At 61.6% G+C, this 17,186-nt stretch carries 20 protein-coding genes; 14 read left to right on the forward strand and 6 right to left on the reverse strand.

From position 1 onward, the window contains the following. Positions 1-135: 135 nt before the first annotated feature. Positions 136-2,223: an AsmA family protein gene (locus ACP7D4_RS21350; protein ID WP_426107382.1), complete on the reverse strand. Its 2,088-nt coding sequence runs from the start codon at positions 2,221-2,223 to the stop codon at positions 136-138. A gap of 184 nt (positions 2,224-2,407) precedes the next feature. Here ACP7D4_RS21350 and ACP7D4_RS21355 point away from each other — a divergent pair, with 184 nt between their 5' ends. From ACP7D4_RS21355 to ACP7D4_RS21385, 7 genes are all read left to right on the forward strand, one after another. After that, on the forward strand, positions 2,408-2,788 hold the full coding sequence (locus tag ACP7D4_RS21355) for a DUF4398 domain-containing protein (RefSeq protein ID WP_426107381.1): 381 nt from the start codon (positions 2,408-2,410) through the stop codon (positions 2,786-2,788). Positions 2,789-2,865: 77 nt separating this feature from the next. Continuing rightward, positions 2,866-3,786 (forward strand): OmpA family protein, encoded by a 921-nt coding sequence (locus tag ACP7D4_RS21360; RefSeq protein WP_426107379.1) that lies wholly within the window; start codon positions 2,866-2,868, stop codon positions 3,784-3,786. A gap of 33 nt (positions 3,787-3,819) precedes the next feature. Then, the gene (locus ACP7D4_RS21365) at positions 3,820-4,356 is read left to right on the forward strand and encodes a ferritin-like domain-containing protein (RefSeq protein ID WP_426107377.1); all 537 of its coding nucleotides are present in this window, start codon (positions 3,820-3,822) and stop codon (positions 4,354-4,356) included. A 56-nt stretch (positions 4,357-4,412) separates the two neighbouring features. After that, positions 4,413-4,751, forward strand: coding sequence for a DUF883 family protein (locus ACP7D4_RS21370; protein WP_426107375.1), 339 nt, complete (start codon positions 4,413-4,415; stop codon positions 4,749-4,751). An 18-nt stretch (positions 4,752-4,769) separates the two neighbouring features. Next, positions 4,770-5,156, forward strand: coding sequence for a phage holin family protein (locus tag ACP7D4_RS21375; protein WP_426211206.1), 387 nt, complete (start codon positions 4,770-4,772; stop codon positions 5,154-5,156). A 20-nt stretch (positions 5,157-5,176) separates the two neighbouring features. Further along, on the forward strand, positions 5,177-5,563 hold the full coding sequence (locus tag ACP7D4_RS21380; protein ID WP_426107372.1) for a hypothetical protein: 387 nt from the start codon (positions 5,177-5,179) through the stop codon (positions 5,561-5,563). A 158-nt stretch (positions 5,564-5,721) separates the two neighbouring features. Further along, the gene (locus ACP7D4_RS21385; protein ID WP_426211208.1) at positions 5,722-6,849 is read left to right on the forward strand and encodes a patatin-like phospholipase family protein; all 1,128 of its coding nucleotides are present in this window, start codon (positions 5,722-5,724) and stop codon (positions 6,847-6,849) included. A gap of 446 nt (positions 6,850-7,295) precedes the next feature. Here the strand turns inward: ACP7D4_RS21385 and ACP7D4_RS21390 are convergent, their stop codons facing one another. Together ACP7D4_RS21390 and ACP7D4_RS21395 are read right to left on the reverse strand one after the other, a co-directional pair. Continuing rightward, positions 7,296-7,448, reverse strand: a complete 153-nt coding sequence (locus tag ACP7D4_RS21390; RefSeq protein WP_426107682.1) for a DUF3309 family protein — start codon at positions 7,446-7,448, stop codon at positions 7,296-7,298. Positions 7,449-7,539: 91 nt separating this feature from the next. Then, positions 7,540-8,019 carry a glycine zipper 2TM domain-containing protein gene (locus ACP7D4_RS21395; RefSeq protein WP_426107681.1) on the reverse strand — a complete coding sequence of 160 codons (480 nt, stop codon included), beginning with the start codon at positions 8,017-8,019 and terminating at the stop codon, positions 7,540-7,542. A gap of 217 nt (positions 8,020-8,236) precedes the next feature. On the opposite strand from ACP7D4_RS21395, the gene ACP7D4_RS21400 reads away from it, so the two are divergent. The 3 genes from ACP7D4_RS21400 (at position 8,237) to ACP7D4_RS21410 (ending at position 10,484) form a co-directional block, all read left to right on the forward strand. Then, positions 8,237-8,785 carry a hypothetical protein gene (locus ACP7D4_RS21400; RefSeq protein WP_426107680.1) on the forward strand — a complete coding sequence of 183 codons (549 nt, stop codon included), beginning with the start codon at positions 8,237-8,239 and terminating at the stop codon, positions 8,783-8,785. 48 nt (positions 8,786-8,833) lie between these two features. Beyond that, positions 8,834-9,145, forward strand: a complete 312-nt coding sequence (locus ACP7D4_RS21405) for a BON domain-containing protein (RefSeq protein WP_426107679.1) — start codon at positions 8,834-8,836, stop codon at positions 9,143-9,145. A gap of 88 nt (positions 9,146-9,233) precedes the next feature. Then, entirely contained in the window at positions 9,234-10,484 is a 1,251-nt protein-coding gene (locus ACP7D4_RS21410) for an AI-2E family transporter (protein WP_426211210.1), read from the forward strand. 289 nt (positions 10,485-10,773) lie between these two features. Here ACP7D4_RS21410 and ACP7D4_RS21415 read toward each other — a convergent pair whose 3' ends face one another. The 3 genes from ACP7D4_RS21415 to ACP7D4_RS21425 form a co-directional block, all read right to left on the reverse strand. After that, on the reverse strand, positions 10,774-11,688 hold the full coding sequence (locus ACP7D4_RS21415) for a YihY/virulence factor BrkB family protein (protein WP_426107684.1): 915 nt from the start codon (positions 11,686-11,688) through the stop codon (positions 10,774-10,776). 62 nt (positions 11,689-11,750) lie between these two features. Then, the gene (locus ACP7D4_RS21420) at positions 11,751-12,788 is read right to left on the reverse strand and encodes an OmpA family protein (RefSeq protein WP_426107677.1); all 1,038 of its coding nucleotides are present in this window, start codon (positions 12,786-12,788) and stop codon (positions 11,751-11,753) included. A 188-nt stretch (positions 12,789-12,976) separates the two neighbouring features. Further along, a complete protein-coding gene (locus tag ACP7D4_RS21425) occupies positions 12,977-13,249 on the reverse strand; it encodes a collagen-like protein (protein ID WP_426211212.1) in 273 nt (90 codons plus the stop codon). Positions 13,250-13,577: 328 nt separating this feature from the next. On the opposite strand from ACP7D4_RS21425, the gene ACP7D4_RS21430 reads away from it, so the two are divergent. The 4 genes from ACP7D4_RS21430 to ACP7D4_RS21445 all read left to right on the forward strand — a co-directional run bounded on the left by ACP7D4_RS21430 (position 13,578) and on the right by ACP7D4_RS21445 (position 17,125). Continuing rightward, positions 13,578-14,192 carry a winged helix-turn-helix domain-containing protein gene (locus tag ACP7D4_RS21430; protein ID WP_426107675.1) on the forward strand — a complete coding sequence of 205 codons (615 nt, stop codon included), beginning with the start codon at positions 13,578-13,580 and terminating at the stop codon, positions 14,190-14,192. Positions 14,193-14,478: 286 nt separating this feature from the next. After that, positions 14,479-15,231 (forward strand): glutathione peroxidase, encoded by a 753-nt coding sequence (locus ACP7D4_RS21435; protein ID WP_426107674.1) that lies wholly within the window; start codon positions 14,479-14,481, stop codon positions 15,229-15,231. Positions 15,232-15,248: 17 nt separating this feature from the next. Beyond that, positions 15,249-16,262 carry an LLM class flavin-dependent oxidoreductase gene (locus ACP7D4_RS21440; protein ID WP_426107673.1) on the forward strand — a complete coding sequence of 338 codons (1,014 nt, stop codon included), beginning with the start codon at positions 15,249-15,251 and terminating at the stop codon, positions 16,260-16,262. Then, entirely contained in the window at positions 16,262-17,125 is an 864-nt protein-coding gene (locus ACP7D4_RS21445) for a zinc-dependent peptidase (protein ID WP_426211214.1), read from the forward strand. The genes ACP7D4_RS21440 and ACP7D4_RS21445 overlap by 1 nt, the downstream gene beginning before the upstream one ends. Positions 17,126-17,186: the final 61 nt, after the last annotated feature.

Raw genomic sequence — 17,186 nt, forward strand, 5'->3', positions numbered from 1 at the left:
CCGGTAAGGCATTTGCTTCACCGATAGACGTAGAGTAGAGCCTGTCTGCCCGGCAAGTCTGTTCGGCAACGCACATAGGCTCCTGGCGTTGCGAAATAGCACCAGCCAAGTCGTGAAAGCTCGGCAACGCTACGACTAACGCACCTTGGTCTGCCCGGGGGGCGGGGCCTTGGGTTTGACGTTGGCGGCCTGCAGTAATTGGGCACACCCGCTGTCCATGCCGGGGCCGGCGTTGATCAGCGGAATCAGGGCTGCCACGGGCGCCGCCAGGCCCAGCGCAATGGCGGCGCCAGCCTTGAGCGCCAGCACCCCCTTGTCGACACTGACATGCGGCTCGCTGAAGCTGCCCCGGACGTACAGCGGTGCGCGCAGCGAAAAGATGCGCAAACCCTTGGTCTCGGGCTTGAGCGTCAAGTCCATCTGCTCGTTGGCCAGGTTGACCGTGCCGCTGGCGTTAATCACCGCTTCGTCGGTGTCGACGACAAACACACGCGTTTGCATGACGCCGCGGGTGACGGCGAAGTCGGACGCCATGCAGTTGAGCTTGACCTGCTTGTCGCCAAATAGCTGGGCCAGAATGATGTTGCCAATATTCAGGCCCATCTTTTCCAGTAGCAGCTTGCTCACTTGACCCTGGTTGATCATTGTCTTGAGCTCGCCGTTGGAGGCGGCCAGCAGCGTTGCCACCGAATTGCCCACGGCCGACAACTGGGCGTCGCCGTTGATTTCGCCCACCGTTGCCTGCATGTCGGGAATGGTGGGAAACAATTCCTTGATCCGGATATGGCGCGCGCTGACCTTGGCGGTGGCGCGGATCGCGTTCTTGCCTTCGCGCCCGCTGCCGTCGAGCTTGATGGTGGAATTGAGCGCGCCCCCGGCCATGACGAAATTGAGCGGCGCCAGATTGAGCACGCCATTGCTGAGCACCAGATGGGTGCTCAGTTTGGAGATAGGCAATTGTTTGTCGCGAATGATGCGCTGGGCGGAGTAGTGCACGTCGGCATCGATGGCGGTCCAGCGTTCGGTGCGGAACGTTTCCACCGGCAGCACTTTGCCGGCCGGCTGGACCGCTGCCACGCCGCGCGCCGTCTTGCTGGCGTTCGAGTCGGCGCCGATCAGCGGGCCCAGGTCGGCAAACTGCAGCAGCTTGGACACGACCGTGCCGCTCAACTTGCCGCGCGGCTTGCCGGTCTGGTATTCGAGCTTGCCGCCGATGTCGCTGCTGCCGACCTTGCCGCTGAACTGATCGTAGGTAAAGTGGCTGCCGTCGGCGCCAATGGCGGCGGTCAGGCGCCCTTCGGTGCGAAACGCGGGCGTTTCGGGCAGCACCAGCCCGCTGACCGCGTACAGGCGCGCCATGCTCGGGGCGGCAAGCTTGAGGCGCACATCGAGCGCGGCTAGCCGGGTCGGCTTGGTCAGCGTGCCTTCCAGCGCGATATGCACGGCGCCGATGCGCATGTCGGCCTGCAGCGGGAAGGGGGCGATCTGCTCCTTGAGCGAGAGCACGGCGCCGGCCTTGCCGGTGCCGGTGACGGGCGCACCATTGAAGGTGCCGCGCGCCTGCCAGCCCACGCCGTAATTGGCGTTGTTTTCAAGCACATCGACGTCGGCCGTGATGTCGGCTTTTTCAATCGCATCCTTGTAATGAATCACGCCCTTGGTGAAGACGATGCGCTCGACATCCATTTTCCACGACGATGGCTTGTCTTCGTGGCGAAAGGTCCAGTTGTTCTTGCCGTCGGCGCCCCGCAACAGATCGACCTTGGGTTGCTGGAACTGCAGGGTGGGAATATTGATGCGCTTGTCGAGCAGGGCCAGCGGATTGAGCGAGAACGAGAACTGGCTGACGCTGGCCATGTCGCCCGTCACGCCGGTCGGGTTGCCCACGTGGACATCCTTGGCGACCAGGTGCGGCCAGGGAATCCAGTCGTGCCAGCTGCGGTCGCGTTCGGCCAAGGCCGCCTTTTCCCAGGTCAGCGACAGGTCGCCGCCAATGTTGAACGGGCGCCCGATGGCTTCGCTGGTCTTGGCGTTGAGCCACGGACGCGCCTTGTTCCAGTCATACGTGAGCAGAATGACCAGCGCGATGGCGGGAATGACGACCAGCACGGCGAGCACGCCGAGCACGATCTTGGTGGTACGCGTGGTTTTTTTAGGGGAGGAAGGGGGCGCGGCCGGTTGCTCGGGTTGGGCGGCGCCGGCGGTCGCTTCGGCTTGGGTCATGGCAAATCCTCTAGTTAGTAAGGCCAGCTTAGCCTAAAGTGCGGCGGTTTTTCGTGCGCTGACGCACCCAAGGGGGGGCGCGCCTCCTGCAAATGGCAGCTATGTGCGTCAGCGTACCGATCTTGCCAAAGAATCAGCATATAACGTTATCACGACATTACTAAACATCTCTGGAGAAACAACGATGACGAACCAAACCCGTATTCAGCTGACCAAGGTCTTTTGCGCTGCAGTTGTCCTGACGCTGGCCGCTTGCGCCAGTTCGCAGAAAGCGCCGGCAACGGCTGACGTGGCGGTATCGAAAAATGCTGTCGAAAACGCCGTGAGCGCCGGCGCCGCCGACCTTGCTCCCGCAGAAATCAATCTGGCGCGCGAAAAAATGATGCGCGCCAATGCCGCGCTGGCCGCCAAAGATTACACGCTGGCGCGCGACCTGGCCACCCAGGCGCAGGCGGACGCAAAACTGGCGCAAAGCAAGGCCAATTCTGCCAAGGCAACTGCAGCGGCCAACGCGCTCGACGCCGACCTGCGCGTGCTGCGCCAGGAAGTTGACCGCGCTAAATAATTCAAGGTCCCGGTATGCCGGGCCGTCCCGATCCGTCGCGCCTGTGAGGCGCCAGAACACAAGAATAAGGAATCACCATGAAATCGACTACCCCAATGATGCTCAAATCGGCCGCGCTGGCTTGCGCCATTCTGCTCGGCGCCTGCTCGTCGACCCCGACCACGACCCCGATGCTGGACCAGGCGCGCGGCGACTTCGTCGCTGCCAACAACAATCCCAACATTTCCAGCTACGCGCCGCTTGAATTCAAACAAGCAAGCGACGCGCTCGAGCAAGCCAACGCTGCCGCCGCCCGCCGCGACAGCATGAACGACATTGACAAGCTGGCCTACATCGCCAAGCAAAAAATCGCTACGGCGCGCGAAGTGGCCCGCACCAAGGGTGCCGAAGCCGACATTGCCAATTCGGGCAAGGTACGCGACCAGGTGCGCCTGGAAGCGCGCACGGCCGAAGCCGACCGCGCCAAAGCTGACGCCGCCGCGGCGCAGGCGCAAGCTGCACTGGCCCAAAATCAGGCGGCGGCCGCCGTCAGCCAGGTGGCCGGCGCTGAAGCGCGCACCCGCGAAGCGCAGGCGCGCGCCGCCGCGCTCGAAGCCATGATGGTTGACCTGCAAGCCAAAAAGACCGAACGCGGCATGATCATCACCATCGGCGACGTGCTCTTTGCCAGCGGCCAAGCCACGCTGACGCAGGCCGGCATGGCCAACCTGCGCAAGCTGGCCGACGTGCTGGCGCAAAATCCGGAGCGCACCGTGCTCGTTGAAGGGTTCACCGACAGCGTCGGCGCCGCCGCCTACAACCAGGACCTGTCGGAGCGCCGTGCGGCTGCCGTGCGCACAGCACTGCTGGGCATGGGCGTGGCGCCCGAGCGCGTAGCCATGAAGGGTTACGGCAAGGCTTATCCAGTGGCCAACAACGATACGCCAGGCAACCGCCAGCTCAATCGCCGGGTCGAGATCGTGCTGTCGAATTCGGGCTCGCCGATCGCCCCGCGTTAATTTTTATTACCGGATCTGAACAAGGAAAACACCATGGAAGACATCAACACACTGGCGCACGGCTTTGACGTCAAGGCAATCCGCGCCGCAGCCGCCAACCTCGATGACGGCGCCGTCACCGACGGCTACCAGGCCGACCGCGAAGCGGTGATCCGCATGCTCAATGACGCGCTGGCCACTGAACTGGTCTGCGTGCTGCGCTACAAGCGCCACTATTACACCGTCAGCGGCGTGGGCAACGGCCCCATCAAGGCCGAGTTCCTCGAACACGCGCAACAAGAGCAAGATCACGCCGACTCGCTCGCCGAGCGCATTGTCCAGCTCAACGGTTCGCCGAATTTCAACCCGGCTTCGCTGGTCCAGCGCAGCCACGCCGAGTACGATGAATCGGAAGACGTGCAGTCGATGATTCGCGCCAACCTGATTGCCGAACGCGTGGCAATCGAGTCGTACAGGCAAATGATTGCCGCCATAGGCGACAAGGATCCGACCACCAAGCATCTGCTGGTCGGCATCATGGCCGTTGAAGAAGAGCACGCGGACGACATGCGCGACCTTCTGGCCAAGTAATTGCATGCCACTATACAGCACCTCACTTACAAACCACCACGAAAATGGAGTCCACCATGTTAGATAACACCACCCCGCGCACCGGCAACGGCACCCTCAACGGCAACATGAGCACGGTGCAGACAGACGTCAAGACGCTGGTCAAGGATGCACAGACGCTGCTGACGGCCGCTGCGGCTCTGACTGGCGAGAAAGCCGAAGAGATGCGCGGGCGCGGCATGGCCATGCTTGACGTGGCGCTGGGCAAGGCTTCGCAGGTGCAGGGCCAAGCTATCGTCAAAGGCAAGGAACTGGCCGCCACTGCCGATGTCTATGTTAAGGACAACCCATGGCGCACCATCGCCGCCGCTGCCAGCGTCGGCTTGCTGGTCGGTGTGATCCTGGGCCGCAAATAATTCTAGCCGGGAGCAGCCATGGACACCTCTACCGCAACAGTACATGGCCCCGGCCTGATGGGTGGCTTGACCGGCCTGGCAAAAAATGTTTTTGGACTGCTCGTGGCGCGCGTCGAACTGGCCGCGCTCGAACTGTCCGAAGTGCGCAACCAGGTATTGGCGCTGCTGGCGGTGTTTGCGCTGGCCGTTATCTGCAGCTGGTTCGCGATTGCCTATGGCACCGCGATGATCGTCGCGCTGGCATGGGAAGCCATGGGCTGGAAAATTTTGCTGGTCATGTTCCTGGTGTTTATCGCCGCCACGGTATTGCTGGGCCTGAAAGCCCGCGCAATGCTCAAGGAAGGAAAACTTGCTTTTCCAGAGACGATGAGCGAGCTCAAAAACGACCGCGAGATGCTTCTGTAAGCCAACCAGAGGACGGGGGAATGATCATGGAAGAAAAGAACATCGTTGGACTGTCGCCCGAGGACGGCGGCGCGCAGTCGCTGGCCACGCGCAAGGCGCGCCTCAAGCGTCAGGCTGACTTTTACCGGGTCGGCATCGTGCATGCCAAAGCGGGCATCCGGCAAGGGGCGCGCCCTGAAGCGCTGCTGCACAATGTCCTGGACCATGCAGGCTGGGCGCTGCGCTCGCGGATGGACAGCCTGCTGCGGCCCACGGGCATCAGTGTAGCCGCCATCATGCCGTATGCGGTCAGTATTATCGGCTTCATCACGCGGCGCCGACTGGTCAAGCCGGCGCTCGGCGTGCTGGCCGCCGCTGGCGCCGTTGCATGGTATGTGCAGCAGCGGCGTGCCAAGGCAGCCTACTGACGCACCGTGGTAATGTAGTAAGCCGTCGTCACCGATTTACCCTGCCGGGCACACGTACCCGGCCTAGCAACAACAAATGCAGGATATGGTGGGGCTTGAGCGGCGTCGTAACTTTCGGGTTCGACGCCGTCTTTTTATTTTTGAACATTCACGACGCCATGACAACAGCCAATCCGCTCAATCCCGACAAACTTCCCATCGTGCTGGTGCTGCAAGGTGGCGGTGCGCTTGGCGCCTACCAGGCCGGCGTCTACCAGGCACTGCACGAACATGACCTGGTGCCCGACTGGATTGTCGGCACCTCGATCGGCGCCATCAATGCGGCGCTGATTGCCGGCAACCCGCAGGCGGACCGGCTCAATAAGGTGAAGGCTTTCTGGGACCGCGTCTCGCATCCTGACGCGATGGACATGGGCCAGGTCAGCGACAGCTTGCGCCAGTCGAACATTTGGTTCAATACGCTGGACACGGTAATGCGCGGCGCGCCCGGGTTTTTCAGGCCACGCTTGTTGAGCGGCTTCCCGTTCGGCATGCAAGTGCCGGCCGACGAGGCATCTTTTTATGATACGAGCGAACTGGGCGACACGCTCCAGGAACTGGTTGATTTCGACTATCTGAACGCGCCGGGCGGCATCCGCCTGACCGTCAACGCGGTCAATGTGCGCAGCGGCGAACTGGCCCATTTCGACAGCCGTACCGGTCAGCTGTGCGCGGCGCACGTGCGGGCCAGCACCAGCCTGCCGCCTGCCTTCGCACCCACGCGCGTGGCGGGCGAATTGTATTGGGATGGCGGCTTGTATTCAAATACCCCGCTCGAATCGGTGCTCAACGAAATGCCCGGGACCGACACCATCTGCTTCATGGTCGACTTGTGGAACGCCGAAGGACCGGAGCCGGTGACGATGGACCAGGTCAGCACGCGTCAGAAGGATGTGACGTTTGCCTCGCGCTCGCGGCGCCATATCGAGGATTACGTCGTCACCCACACCATGCAGCGCAAGCTGCGCGAGATGTACGCCCGTTTGCCGCCGGGCAGCCGTACGGCCGAAGACGAATCGGACTTGCTGGCATTGGGATGCGACGCTACCTTGCACATTGTGCGCTTGCCGTACGCCGGACGCGACTGGCACATGGCGTCCAAAGATGTCAATTTCTCCAAGGGCTCGATTGAGTGGCGCTGGGACCAAGGCTATCGCGACGCTTTGCGCGCGCTCAAGCACGCAGGCTGGCTGCAGCATGTGTCCGAAGAGACGGCCGTGGTGGTGCACGAGCTGCCGCCGGAGTAGGGCGGCGCTGCTGCTATCGGCTGCTGTCGGATGCTCTCTGCTGCTATCGGCTGCTCTCTGCTGCTATCGGCTGCTCTCTGCTGCTATCGGCTGCTCTCTGCTACTGTCGGCTACTGACCGTCGGCGGCCTGGGCCTTTGCGCCTGCCATCTCAAGCTGCTAGGTAGCGCGTGCCTGCTTGACGCAAGCGGGCCGCTGCGCTGCGCTTTCCGCCTTGCACATGCCCAGGTTTTCTTGCAGTCCCGCTGTAATATCCTTGCGGATCGCGCGCAGGCGCACTGCGCTGCTCGTGTCGTCCCGCTGCCAGCGCGCCGCAGGCAAGCACGGTGCACTGTACAAACGGTGTGTTACGCATGGAGTTCCTTGATCTGAATAGCAGAAATGCGTGGATAACAGAAGTGCGGGCCAAAAAAAACCGGCGCACGGGGCGCCGGTTTGCATTGCCGATTAAAGTCGCCCAGTAATTAGCATCACGATCAGTACGATGACCAGGAGGCCAACGATACCTGAAGGACCATAGCCCCAGCTTTTGCTGTGGCCCCACGAAGGGAGGACGCCGACGAGGGCAAGAATAAGAATAACGAGCAGAATGGTACCCATGGCGGGCTCCTTTAAAGTATTACAGGTGGGGGAAACAGCTTGTTTTAATGTTTAATTAGTGATGCGTGGGCTCATGCCGTTGCACCGCCGCTTAGTAGCGGTAGGCGCGACCGTCGACCACGCGCACGCGGTTGCCCACGCGCAGGTCGTAGACGCTGTCCTGCATTAAGGTGCGATAATCACCATTGTCGAGGCGTACCCCGATCTGGTACATTTCGCGTCCATTGGCGCGGTTGCCGGCTTCCACGCTGTTGCCAATGGCAGCACCGCCTACGGCACCGGCAACCGTGGCCGCGGCCCGGCCGGAACCGCTGCCGACCTGGTTGCCGACCACGGCACCGATCAGGCCGCCCACGACGGCGCCACTACCGTTGGTCTGGCCCTGGCCGCGCGTGACCTGAATCGAATCGATGGTGCCGTAGCCGGCCGAGCTCGACGCTGAATTGTTGTAGGCGCCGTTGTTGTAGTTGCCGTTATTGTTGTTGTAGGGATCGCTGGAGGTAGTGCCGCAACCGCTCAGCAAGGCAGTCGTAGCCAAGGCGATTGCTGCAATGGTGTGAGTTGATTTCATGTTGTTCTCCTGACAAAGTGTAGAGTCAGGATAGTCACCAACACTATCGGGGTCTGTGCGGTGCCGCACCATGCCGGTGGCGCTTGAAATGTGGCTAATGCGCAACTGCCAGGGAAACGCGCATTGTGTTCGGCAGCGTACAGAAGAGCATGGGCAACTCACGTAAAACATCGGTAATATGGTCGTGAACGAAGCAGTGCAACCGGAGAAAAAGAATATGAAACTGATCCTTATCAGCACCCTGATCGGCATCGCCGTCCTGGGCAGCGGCGCCGCCGTTGCCGGCCCGTCGCCGGAAGCCAAGGCCGCTTATACGCAAGCGAAAGACCGGGCCGAAGCGGACTACAAGGCGGCCAAGGCGCGCTGCGATATCGTGACCGGCAACCCCAAGGATGTCTGCATCGCGGAGGCCAAGGCGGCCCGCGTCAAGACCGAGCAAGAGGCGAGCGCGCTGTACAAGAACACCCTCAAAGCGTTCACCCAGTCGCGCCTGAAAATTGCATCGGCCAATTACGACCTGGACAAGGTCAAGTGCAATGCGCTGACCGGCAACGACAAGGATGTCTGCGTGTCGCAGGCCAAGGCGGCGCGGGTTGCCGCCGAGTCCGACGCCAAGGCCGACAAGAAAGCCATTGAAGCGCGCACCGATGCGCGCGACGACAAGCGTGATGCCGAGTACAAGGTCGCCATGCAGAAATGCGATGCCTTTGCCGGCGCCGCCAAGGATAGCTGCGTGACGGCCGCCAAAGGGCATTACGGAAAATAATCCAGGCCGCTGAAGCGGTCGGCAACATCAACCACCAAGGAGTCCACCATGAAAATCGCACAACGCCTCGCCACCATGCTGTTTGCCGCCTCGCTGCTCGCCGTGACCGGCTGCGCCTCGACCAGCAAGAGCGAAGGCACCGGGCAGTACATCGACGACACCGTGATCACGGCCAAAGTAAAAGCGTCAATCTTCAATGAACCGACCATCAAGGCGTCCGAAATCAACGTCGAAACCTACAAGGGCGACGTCCAGCTCTCCGGCTTTGTGGCCGACCCGGGCGACGCGGCCAAGGCAGTGGAAATCGCGCGCGGCGTCAAGGGTGTAACATCAGTCAAGAACGACGTTCGCGTCAAGTAATCCATAGCGGTCGCGACCGACGTTGGCCGGCCTGTGTGGCCGGCTTTTTTGCATCGCCCGATGCGCCTCTACCGTACTAAAAAAGACCATGCAGCTAGCCGACACTTCCCAGTCCACTTCCGCCGCAGCGCCGACCGTTGCCGACGGTGGCGCCACCCCCGCGCCCGTGCCGGCGGCCAAGACCTCGACATCGGTCGACGATATTGTCGGTTCGGATGGCAGCACCACGCTGCGCTTTCCCATCCATGTGAATGCGCGCGGCTTGGCGCTGGGCATAATCGCCACGATCGCCTTCGTTTATGCACTGCAGTGGTCGCAAGACTTCCTGGTGCCGTTGATGCTGGGTATTTTTATTGCCTACACGCTCAACCCGGTTGTCATGTGGCTGGAACGCTGCAAGATCCCGCGCGCGGTCGGCGCCACGCTCGTCACTGTCGCCATGCTGGCGCTGTTGGCCGTCACGCTCAACCGCGTGCAGGGCGAGTTTTTCAATATTATCGACGACTTGCCGCGCATTACGCAAAAGGTCACCAAGGTGCTGCGCGATACCAATGACGGCACCCCGGGCACGATCACGCAGATTCAGGCCGCTGCCAATCAGATCGAGCAAGCGACTGCCAATCCGAGCGTCGAAGATAGAAAGATCGCGCCGAAAAAAATGGTTATGGCTGGCGCGGCCGCCGGCGGCAGCTTCAAAGTCATGGACTGGGTACTGGCCGGTTCGAAGAGCTTGATCGGGTTTATCGCGCAAGCGACGATGGTGGTGTTCCTGGTGTTCTTTTTGCTGCTTGCGGGCGACACCTTCAAGCGCAAGCTCGTCAAGCTGACCGGGCCCTCATTGAGCCGCAAGAAAGTGACGGTGCACATCCTGGACGACATCAACAGTTCGATCCAGAATTACATGTTCATGCTGCTGGTCACCAATACCTTGCTGGCGCTGATGATGTGGGGTGCGTTGACCGCGATTGGCCTGCAAAATGCCGGCGCCTGGGCCATCGTGGCCGGGCTGTTGCACATTATGCCGTATTTCGGGCCCTTGCTGATCACCGCGGCGACCGGCCTGGCGGCGTTCATGCAGTTCGACACGATCGGCAAGGTCTTGCTGGTCACCGGTTCGTCACTCGCCATCGCTACGCTGGTTGGCACGGTGATTGCCACCTGGATGACGGGGCGCATCGCCAAGATGAATCCTGCGGCCGTGTTCGTCAGCTTGCTGTTTTGGGGCTGGCTGTGGGGCATGTGGGGCTTGTTGCTGGGCGTGCCGATCGTGGTGATGATCAAGGTCGTTGCCGAGCGCGTCGAAGGGATGGAAGTGCTGGCGGAGTTGCTTGGCGAGTAAGTCGCGATGACCGGTATGGGGCTGGAGATCGGGTGGCTGATGAATGAACTGCACGTGGCTCGCGAACGCGGCGGGCCATGGAACGGTTGCTCAGTTAAGCAGGTCTTTGGGTCGCCGCGAGAACGATGTAGGGGCGGCGCGGGGTCGGCACGCTGGCACCACCACATTCTCGCCAACGCGGCGGTGCGACGACGCGGGGACCCATAGAACGGTTGAGATGAGCAACTGTTCCTTGGGTCGCGAGTCGTCGCACCGCCGCGTTTACGAGAACGATGTGGAGGGGGCAGGCCTACCGGATGTTGGACACTTTCGCCACGCCGGTCACTTCATCCGGCTTGTCGCGCAAGCTTCCCAGCTGCAGCGCATATTGCCGCGCGAACTCGGCACCGAGGAAAAAGATTTGCGCCGAGTAGTAGACCCAGAGTAGCAAAGCGATCATCGAGCCGGCCGCGCCAAAGCTGCTTGCCACGCCACTGTTGCCGATATACAGGCCGATCAAGAATTTTCCAAATGTAAACAGGGCCGCAGTCCCCACCGCCCCGATGACGACGTCGCGCCATGACAGTTTGATGCGCGGCAGCAGCTTGTAAATCACGCCGAACAGGACGGCAATGACGAGAAAGCTGATCACCCACGACAGCCACTTGAGCAGCACGGTCGCATCCTTCCACAAGCCGCCCACGTAATCCTCGGCCACCGTCAGGCCCGCGCTGACCACCAGCGACACCATCAGCAGGAAAGCGAGCACCAGGATCAGTCCGAACGAGAGCAGGCGAGTGCGCAAAATAACCCACCAGGTCTTGTCCTTGGTAGGCGGCACTTGCCAGATTTCATCGAGACTATCCTTGAGTTCGGCAAAGACGGTGGTGGCGCCCACCAGCAGCAAGACGGTGGCGATGATGGTCGCCAGCACGCCGCTTTCCTTGTCGCGCGCGCCGGCCAGCACCAGCTGGATAGCTTCGGCGCCTTGCGGCCCCATCAAGCCGCGCAATTCCGACAGCAACTGTCCCTGCGCCGCCGCCGCGCCCCAGAAAAACCCGGCCACGGCAATGACCAGCACCAGAATGGGGGCGATGGAAAAGGCCGTGTAAAAGGCCAGCGCGGCGCCCTTGCTCGATGCGCGGTGGGCGAACCATTGATCGAGCGCGCAGCGACAGACCTGGGCCAACTGCTTGGAAAACGGGAGCCATTCCTTTACAACCATCATCGGTGTTCTCCTGGATTACGAAAAAATCACAAAACCGTGTCGCCGGTTGCGGCCGGGCCTTATTGCACGCGACGCTCAATGGTAATCCGCTCGACTTCCACGCGTCGGTTCGGTTCCAAACATTTAATCAACTCTGCCCGGTTCTTGTTGGTGCATTCGAGCACCGGATTGGCCTCGCCCTTGCCGTAAGCTTTCAGGCGCTCGCCACCGATGCCCCTGCCGACCAGGTAGTCGCGCACCGCGTTGGCGCGCCGCTGCGACAGCTTCTGGTTGTATTGGGGGGAACCGAGCCGGTCCGCGTAGCCGGTGACATCGATATCGGTAATGGCCGGATCGGCGGCCAGTGCCGCGGCGATCTCGTCCAGGCGCGGTTGCGGCATGGTCAGCGTGGCGCTGTTGAAGGCGAACAATTCCGTACTCGAGAGCGTGACCTTTTCAAAACGCGCCGGCGGTGGCGGTGGCGGTGGCGGCGGAGCAAGAACGGCTGGCGGCTGCGCTGGCGGCGGTGGCGCTGGCGGTGGCTGCTCAACAGGGCTCTGGCCAGGAGGAGGATTGAGCGCGTAATTAAGGCCGACCGTGAAATATTTGTTGTTGCTCACGGTGGTGCCGAACGCGGCGTGATCGCGCAAGTGGCCGCGCACGGTGCGCAGGTCGGCCTGCAGCGAGAGGCGATCGGTCAGGCTCATCTGAAAACCAAGGCCGGCACTGGCGTAGGGCGAGGTCTTGCGCACGCTGCGCTGGGTATTGGCGACGTCGTCGCGCTGGGCGCCGAGCCCGAACAGCAGGAACGGCCGGATCCGGCTGCGCGAGATCATCAGCAGCGCGTCGGCGCCAACCAGGCTTTGGCGGTATTTGGCCGGCCCGCTCTCGGTGCGCGCATGGGTGGCGCCGAGCTGCACATCCCAGTTTTTCGAGAGCGGCTTGCCGAATTTGAGGCCGACGCCATAGTCGCGCTCGTCGAGGCCGAAGTCGTCATCGGGTTCGAACGCAATAATGCTGGGCTGGATGTACCAGGATGGATTGATTTGCTGCGCCAGGGCCGGCCCGGTGCACGTCAAGATGGCAGTTGCCATGATGATTTTTTTGGTTTTTTTCACAAAAAGCTCCCAGATGGTCGAAAGTAGGTGACATCGCAAACGCGAGGCTGCTTTGTTCGACTAGGCGCGACGGGGATGAGTTCAGCGGGAGAAGCGGTGGAAGGGGGAAAGCGGGCCGCAATGAAAAATCGCGCCGGGGCGTCCTTGGGGGGACGCCGGGGCGCGACTAGCTTGTTACCGGTGTAATCTTAGTTTGTTTTCTCTGGCACGACGATCACGGTGTCGCCGGTCTTGCCTTGCTCGCCCTTGGCACCGTTGGCGCCATTCATGCCGTTGGCACCGTCTGCGCCAGCGGCACCTGCAGGACCTGGAACCGGCACTGCGACTGCAGGGCCTGGAACTGCAACCGGTACTTCAACGGTCGGGGTGACGACGGTTGGTGCAGGGTTGACGGTGGTTTTTTCGCAAGCGGTCAGAGCGGCTACAGCCAGCATTGCTGCCATCAAGGTTGTGATTTTCATGGTGAGTTTCCTTTTATAAAGTGTCGCGTGCCGGGGGCAGGCAGACTAAACATCAATTTAGTTCGATGCACACGCACAATCGCGCGAACGACACCAGCATAAACAAAGGATTTCCTTTGATCTGTACGCCAACGCACACAGTAATGCTTACAGAAAAAAGATGGCGTAAGGAACAGAAATATTCCTGAACGTTCGATGGCGCACAGAAGAGTTGATCTAGCGCAGGCAATATGTGCCCCAGATGGACGGAACCGAACTGTTGTCAGGCTGTCAAACGATACAAGCCGGGTCCGGTCCAAATGACTATCTCTCTCATGGAGTACTCAACATGCAAGCAACTACCAACCAGCGCAACGCGGCGCAAGGCGACATGACCGCAGTTCACAGTTCGGCGAATTCATCCCTGATTGAACGCGTCGCGCCGCAGCCGACCGAGCGTCCGCCAATTTCCATGGCGCCGATCGAGCGCGTGCGTTCGACGTCCGCCACCCAGCGCCGCATTGAAAACATGCAAAAGCTGATTGGCGAGCTGTCGACCCATGAAATGCTGGCCGACGAAATCGCCTGGTTCCTCAAGTTTTCGCCTTCCGGCGCCCGCAAGTATATCCGCGACCTGCGCGAAGCGGGCGTGATCGAACTGGCGCGCTATATCGAAGGCACCGCTACCTACTTGGGCAAGGCCGTCTACCAAATCTCGCCTGATCCGGAACGGGTCAAGGCATTTTTGGCTGCTATTGTTCAGCCAAAACGCGAAGGTGCGGCCCCGCGCAAGGAGCGTCCAGGCCTGCGCGAGCAAAGCATGGCAGGTACCGGCCGTCACTTCCACATCCTCGCGGACGACACCCATTACGCCATCCGCGTCAACCGCAGCCCGGTTGCGCGCGATCCGCTGGTGGCGGCATTGTTCGGGGCGGCGCCATCGGCGAGCAAGGAGCAGGCTTAAACCCCGGGCTGCAACCTGCGGCTTGATCTCTGGCTGCAACTTGTTACGGGCGCTCGCCGCGCCGGTAACGGCTTCGCTCCGACGGCTTCGTCGCGACACCTTCGCTGCGACACTCTCGCTGTGTTTTCTTTAATCTACAGGCCCGGCACCGTCCGGGCCTGTGCCGTTTACGCTACCGTGCTATCTTCATCATTCTGTGTCAACTCCTGATTGAAAAGTCATCAAACAGCCCCACTTGTCTTTAGTGGCGCGCAACAGCCAATTCCACTCACCGAAAGGAAACGCCATGCTCCCGACTCCAGAATCCCTTGAAGGCAAAGCCGTACCGAAGGTGGTATTCAAAGCCCGTCCGAATGACCAGTGGCAAGATATCAGCAGCGATGATCTCTTCAAAGGCAAGACCGTGGTCGTGTTCTCGCTGCCGGGCGCCTACACGCCGACCTGTTCCTCGACCCATTTGCCGCGCTATAACGAATTGGCGCCCGTGTTCAAGCAAAATGGCGTAGACGAGATTGTCTGTATTTCCGTCAACGATGCCTTCGTCATGAACGAGTGGAAGCTTGGCCAGGACGCCGACAACATCACCGTCATCCCCGACGGCAATGGCGACTTCAGCCAGGGCATGGGCATGCTGGTCGACAAGCGCAACATTGGTTTTGGCATGCGTTCGTGGCGTTATTCGATGCTGGTCAAGGATGGCATCATCCAAAAGGCTTTCATCGAGCCGGACAAGGAAGGCGATCCGTTCGAGGTGTCCGACGCGGAAACCATGCTTCGCCACATCAATCCGAACGCGCAGGTGCCCGAGCCGGTGGTCGTGTTCGCCAAGGCGGGCTGCCCCCATTGCGCGCGCGCCAAGGCGACCTTGACAGCCCAGGGCCTCACGTTCACCGAAATCACGCAAGACCAGAAGGTCAACTCGAGCGTGTTGCGCGCCGTGTCCGGCCAGTCGACCTGGCCGCAAGTATTCATCGGAGGCAAGCTCATTGGCAATGCCGACGCGGTGGACGCGTACTTCGCCACCGCCAAAGCCGCCTAAGCGGCAGGGGAACGCCAGTGAAACTGTCCGTACTCGACCAGTCGCCTGCCGTGAAAGGGCGCGTCCCGGCCGATGCGATCACCGAATCGCTGGCACTGGCGCGGCACTGCGAATCGCTTGGCTATGCACGCTACTGGCTTTCCGAGCATCACAACAGCAGCAGCATTGTCGGCAGCGCACCCGAAGTGTTGATGGCCGCCATTGCCGCCACCACCAGGACGATCCGGGTCGGCAGCGCTGGCGTGATGCTGCCGCATTATTCGGCCCTCAAGGTCGCTGAGCAGTTTCGCGTGCTCGAAGCCATTGCGCCGGGCCGGATCGATCTTGGCCTGGGCCGCGCACCGGGTTCGGACCGCCTGACGGCGCGCGCGCTCAATCCCCATGCCAGCCAAAGTGCTGACGATTTTCCCGAACAAATCATCGACCTGCAGCACTGGCTCGAAGGCAAGCGTTTGCCGGAGGGTCATCCGTACCGGGCCATCAGCGCCCAGCCGGCGGGGCCCACCAGCCCTGAAATGTGGATACTGGGCAGTTCGGCATATGGCGCCCAGCTCGCCGCCCACTTGGGCTTGCCGTATGCCTTCGCGTATTTTTTCAGCGATGGGCAGGGCGTTGAGCAGGCACTGGCGCTGTACCGCCAACATTACCGGCCCAGCGCGCGTTTCCCGACGCCGCAGCCCACCATTTGCGTGTGGGCGCTGGCCGCGGCAACCGAGGCCGAAGCGCAGCGCCAACTGATCACGCGCAAGCACTGGCGCGTGCGCTTCGAACAGGGTTTGCTGGGCCCGCTGGTGTCGCCCGAAGAGGCTGCCGCCTATCCGTTCTCGGAGGCTGAAGCGGCGCGCGCCGCTGCCCTGCGCAGCAATGCGCTGGTGGGCACAGGCGCGCAAGTGGCCGCGCGCATCGCCGCCTTGGCCGACCGGCTGGGGCTGGACCATATCGTAGTCAACACCTGGGCCTTCGATCCCCAGGTGCGGCAAGATTCTTACACCTTGCTGGCCCAGGCAATGCCTCTGCAACAGGAAAACTGATGGAAGTGCTGATATTGATTGGCGCTGTGGCCGCGGGCTTGGCGCTCGCCTACGGCTTGCCCGGCTGGCGCCTGAAGCGGGTGCTGGCGCGCGAAATCGCGCCCGCGTGGCAAGCCATTTTGATGCGCAATATTCCCATCTATGCGCGCATGTCCGGCGACCTGCAGCATCAGTTGCACAAGCTGGTGCAGCAATTTTTGTATCAGAAAAAGTTCGTCGGCTGCGCCGGGCTCGAGGTGAACGACGAGATGCGCCTGACCATTGCCGGCCAGGCTTGCCTGCTGCTGCTCAACCGTCCCAGCCGCGTCTATCCCGACCTGCATACCATCCTGGTCTATCCCAGCGCTTTCCTGGTGCCTCGCAACCAGGTGGACGCGGCCGGCGTGGTGACCGAGGCGCGCCAGGACTTGCTTGGCGAATCATGGGGCGATGGCCGCGTGATCCTGTCGTGGGACCACGTGCAGCGCGGCGCGGCCGACTGGAACGACGGCCAGAACGTGGTGCTGCACGAGTTCGCGCACCAGCTCGATAGCGAGTCCGGCAGCAACAATGGCGCCCCTTACCTCGGCAGTGCCGACAATTACCGCAACTGGTCCGACGTCCTGTCGCGCGACTTTGCCAGCTTGCAGACCGACGCCATGTATCGCCAGCAAAGCGTGATGGACCACTATGGGGCGACCAGCCCGGCCGAGTTTTTCGCCGTCGCCACTGAAACTTTTTTCGAAAAGCCGTGGCAAATGTCGGAGCGCCACGCCGCGCTGTTCGCAGAATTGTTCAAGTATTACCGCGTGGACCCGCGCGCCTGGCTGCCGCAGCCGCGTCGCGAGAGCGAATCGGAGGGCGGCTTCGGGCATTGGCAATGATGCAAGGCGCATCAGTGTGCTGGCGTACGGAAGCCGCGGCCCAACAGGCGCATGCTGGCAG

This window comes from Massilia sp. TWP1-3-3 (assembly GCF_049897805.1).
GTDB lineage: Bacteria > Pseudomonadota > Gammaproteobacteria > Burkholderiales > Burkholderiaceae_D > Telluria_A.

Excerpts from the sequence above, each read along its gene's own strand:
- ACP7D4_RS21350 (WP_426107382.1), bottom strand. The coding sequence starts at position 2,223 with ATGACCCAAGCCGAAGCGACCGCCGGCGCCGCCCAACCCGAGCAACCG.
- ACP7D4_RS21355 (WP_426107381.1), top strand. The coding sequence starts at position 2,408 with ATGACGAACCAAACCCGTATTCAGCTGACCAAGGTCTTTTGCGCTGCA.
- ACP7D4_RS21360 (WP_426107379.1), top strand. The coding sequence starts at position 2,866 with ATGAAATCGACTACCCCAATGATGCTCAAATCGGCCGCGCTGGCTTGC.
- ACP7D4_RS21365 (WP_426107377.1), top strand. The coding sequence starts at position 3,820 with ATGGAAGACATCAACACACTGGCGCACGGCTTTGACGTCAAGGCAATC.
- ACP7D4_RS21370 (WP_426107375.1), top strand. The coding sequence starts at position 4,413 with ATGTTAGATAACACCACCCCGCGCACCGGCAACGGCACCCTCAACGGC.
- ACP7D4_RS21375 (WP_426211206.1), top strand. The coding sequence starts at position 4,770 with ATGGACACCTCTACCGCAACAGTACATGGCCCCGGCCTGATGGGTGGC.
- ACP7D4_RS21380 (WP_426107372.1), top strand. The coding sequence starts at position 5,177 with ATGATCATGGAAGAAAAGAACATCGTTGGACTGTCGCCCGAGGACGGC.
- ACP7D4_RS21385 (WP_426211208.1), top strand. The coding sequence starts at position 5,722 with ATGACAACAGCCAATCCGCTCAATCCCGACAAACTTCCCATCGTGCTG.
- ACP7D4_RS21390 (WP_426107682.1), bottom strand. The coding sequence starts at position 7,448 with ATGGGTACCATTCTGCTCGTTATTCTTATTCTTGCCCTCGTCGGCGTC.
- ACP7D4_RS21395 (WP_426107681.1), bottom strand. The coding sequence starts at position 8,019 with ATGAAATCAACTCACACCATTGCAGCAATCGCCTTGGCTACGACTGCC.
- ACP7D4_RS21400 (WP_426107680.1), top strand. The coding sequence starts at position 8,237 with ATGAAACTGATCCTTATCAGCACCCTGATCGGCATCGCCGTCCTGGGC.
- ACP7D4_RS21405 (WP_426107679.1), top strand. The coding sequence starts at position 8,834 with ATGAAAATCGCACAACGCCTCGCCACCATGCTGTTTGCCGCCTCGCTG.
- ACP7D4_RS21410 (WP_426211210.1), top strand. The coding sequence starts at position 9,234 with ATGCAGCTAGCCGACACTTCCCAGTCCACTTCCGCCGCAGCGCCGACC.
- ACP7D4_RS21415 (WP_426107684.1), bottom strand. The coding sequence starts at position 11,688 with ATGGTTGTAAAGGAATGGCTCCCGTTTTCCAAGCAGTTGGCCCAGGTC.
- ACP7D4_RS21425 (WP_426211212.1), bottom strand. The coding sequence starts at position 13,249 with ATGAAAATCACAACCTTGATGGCAGCAATGCTGGCTGTAGCCGCTCTG.
- ACP7D4_RS21430 (WP_426107675.1), top strand. The coding sequence starts at position 13,578 with ATGCAAGCAACTACCAACCAGCGCAACGCGGCGCAAGGCGACATGACC.
- ACP7D4_RS21435 (WP_426107674.1), top strand. The coding sequence starts at position 14,479 with ATGCTCCCGACTCCAGAATCCCTTGAAGGCAAAGCCGTACCGAAGGTG.
- ACP7D4_RS21445 (WP_426211214.1), top strand. The coding sequence starts at position 16,262 with ATGGAAGTGCTGATATTGATTGGCGCTGTGGCCGCGGGCTTGGCGCTC.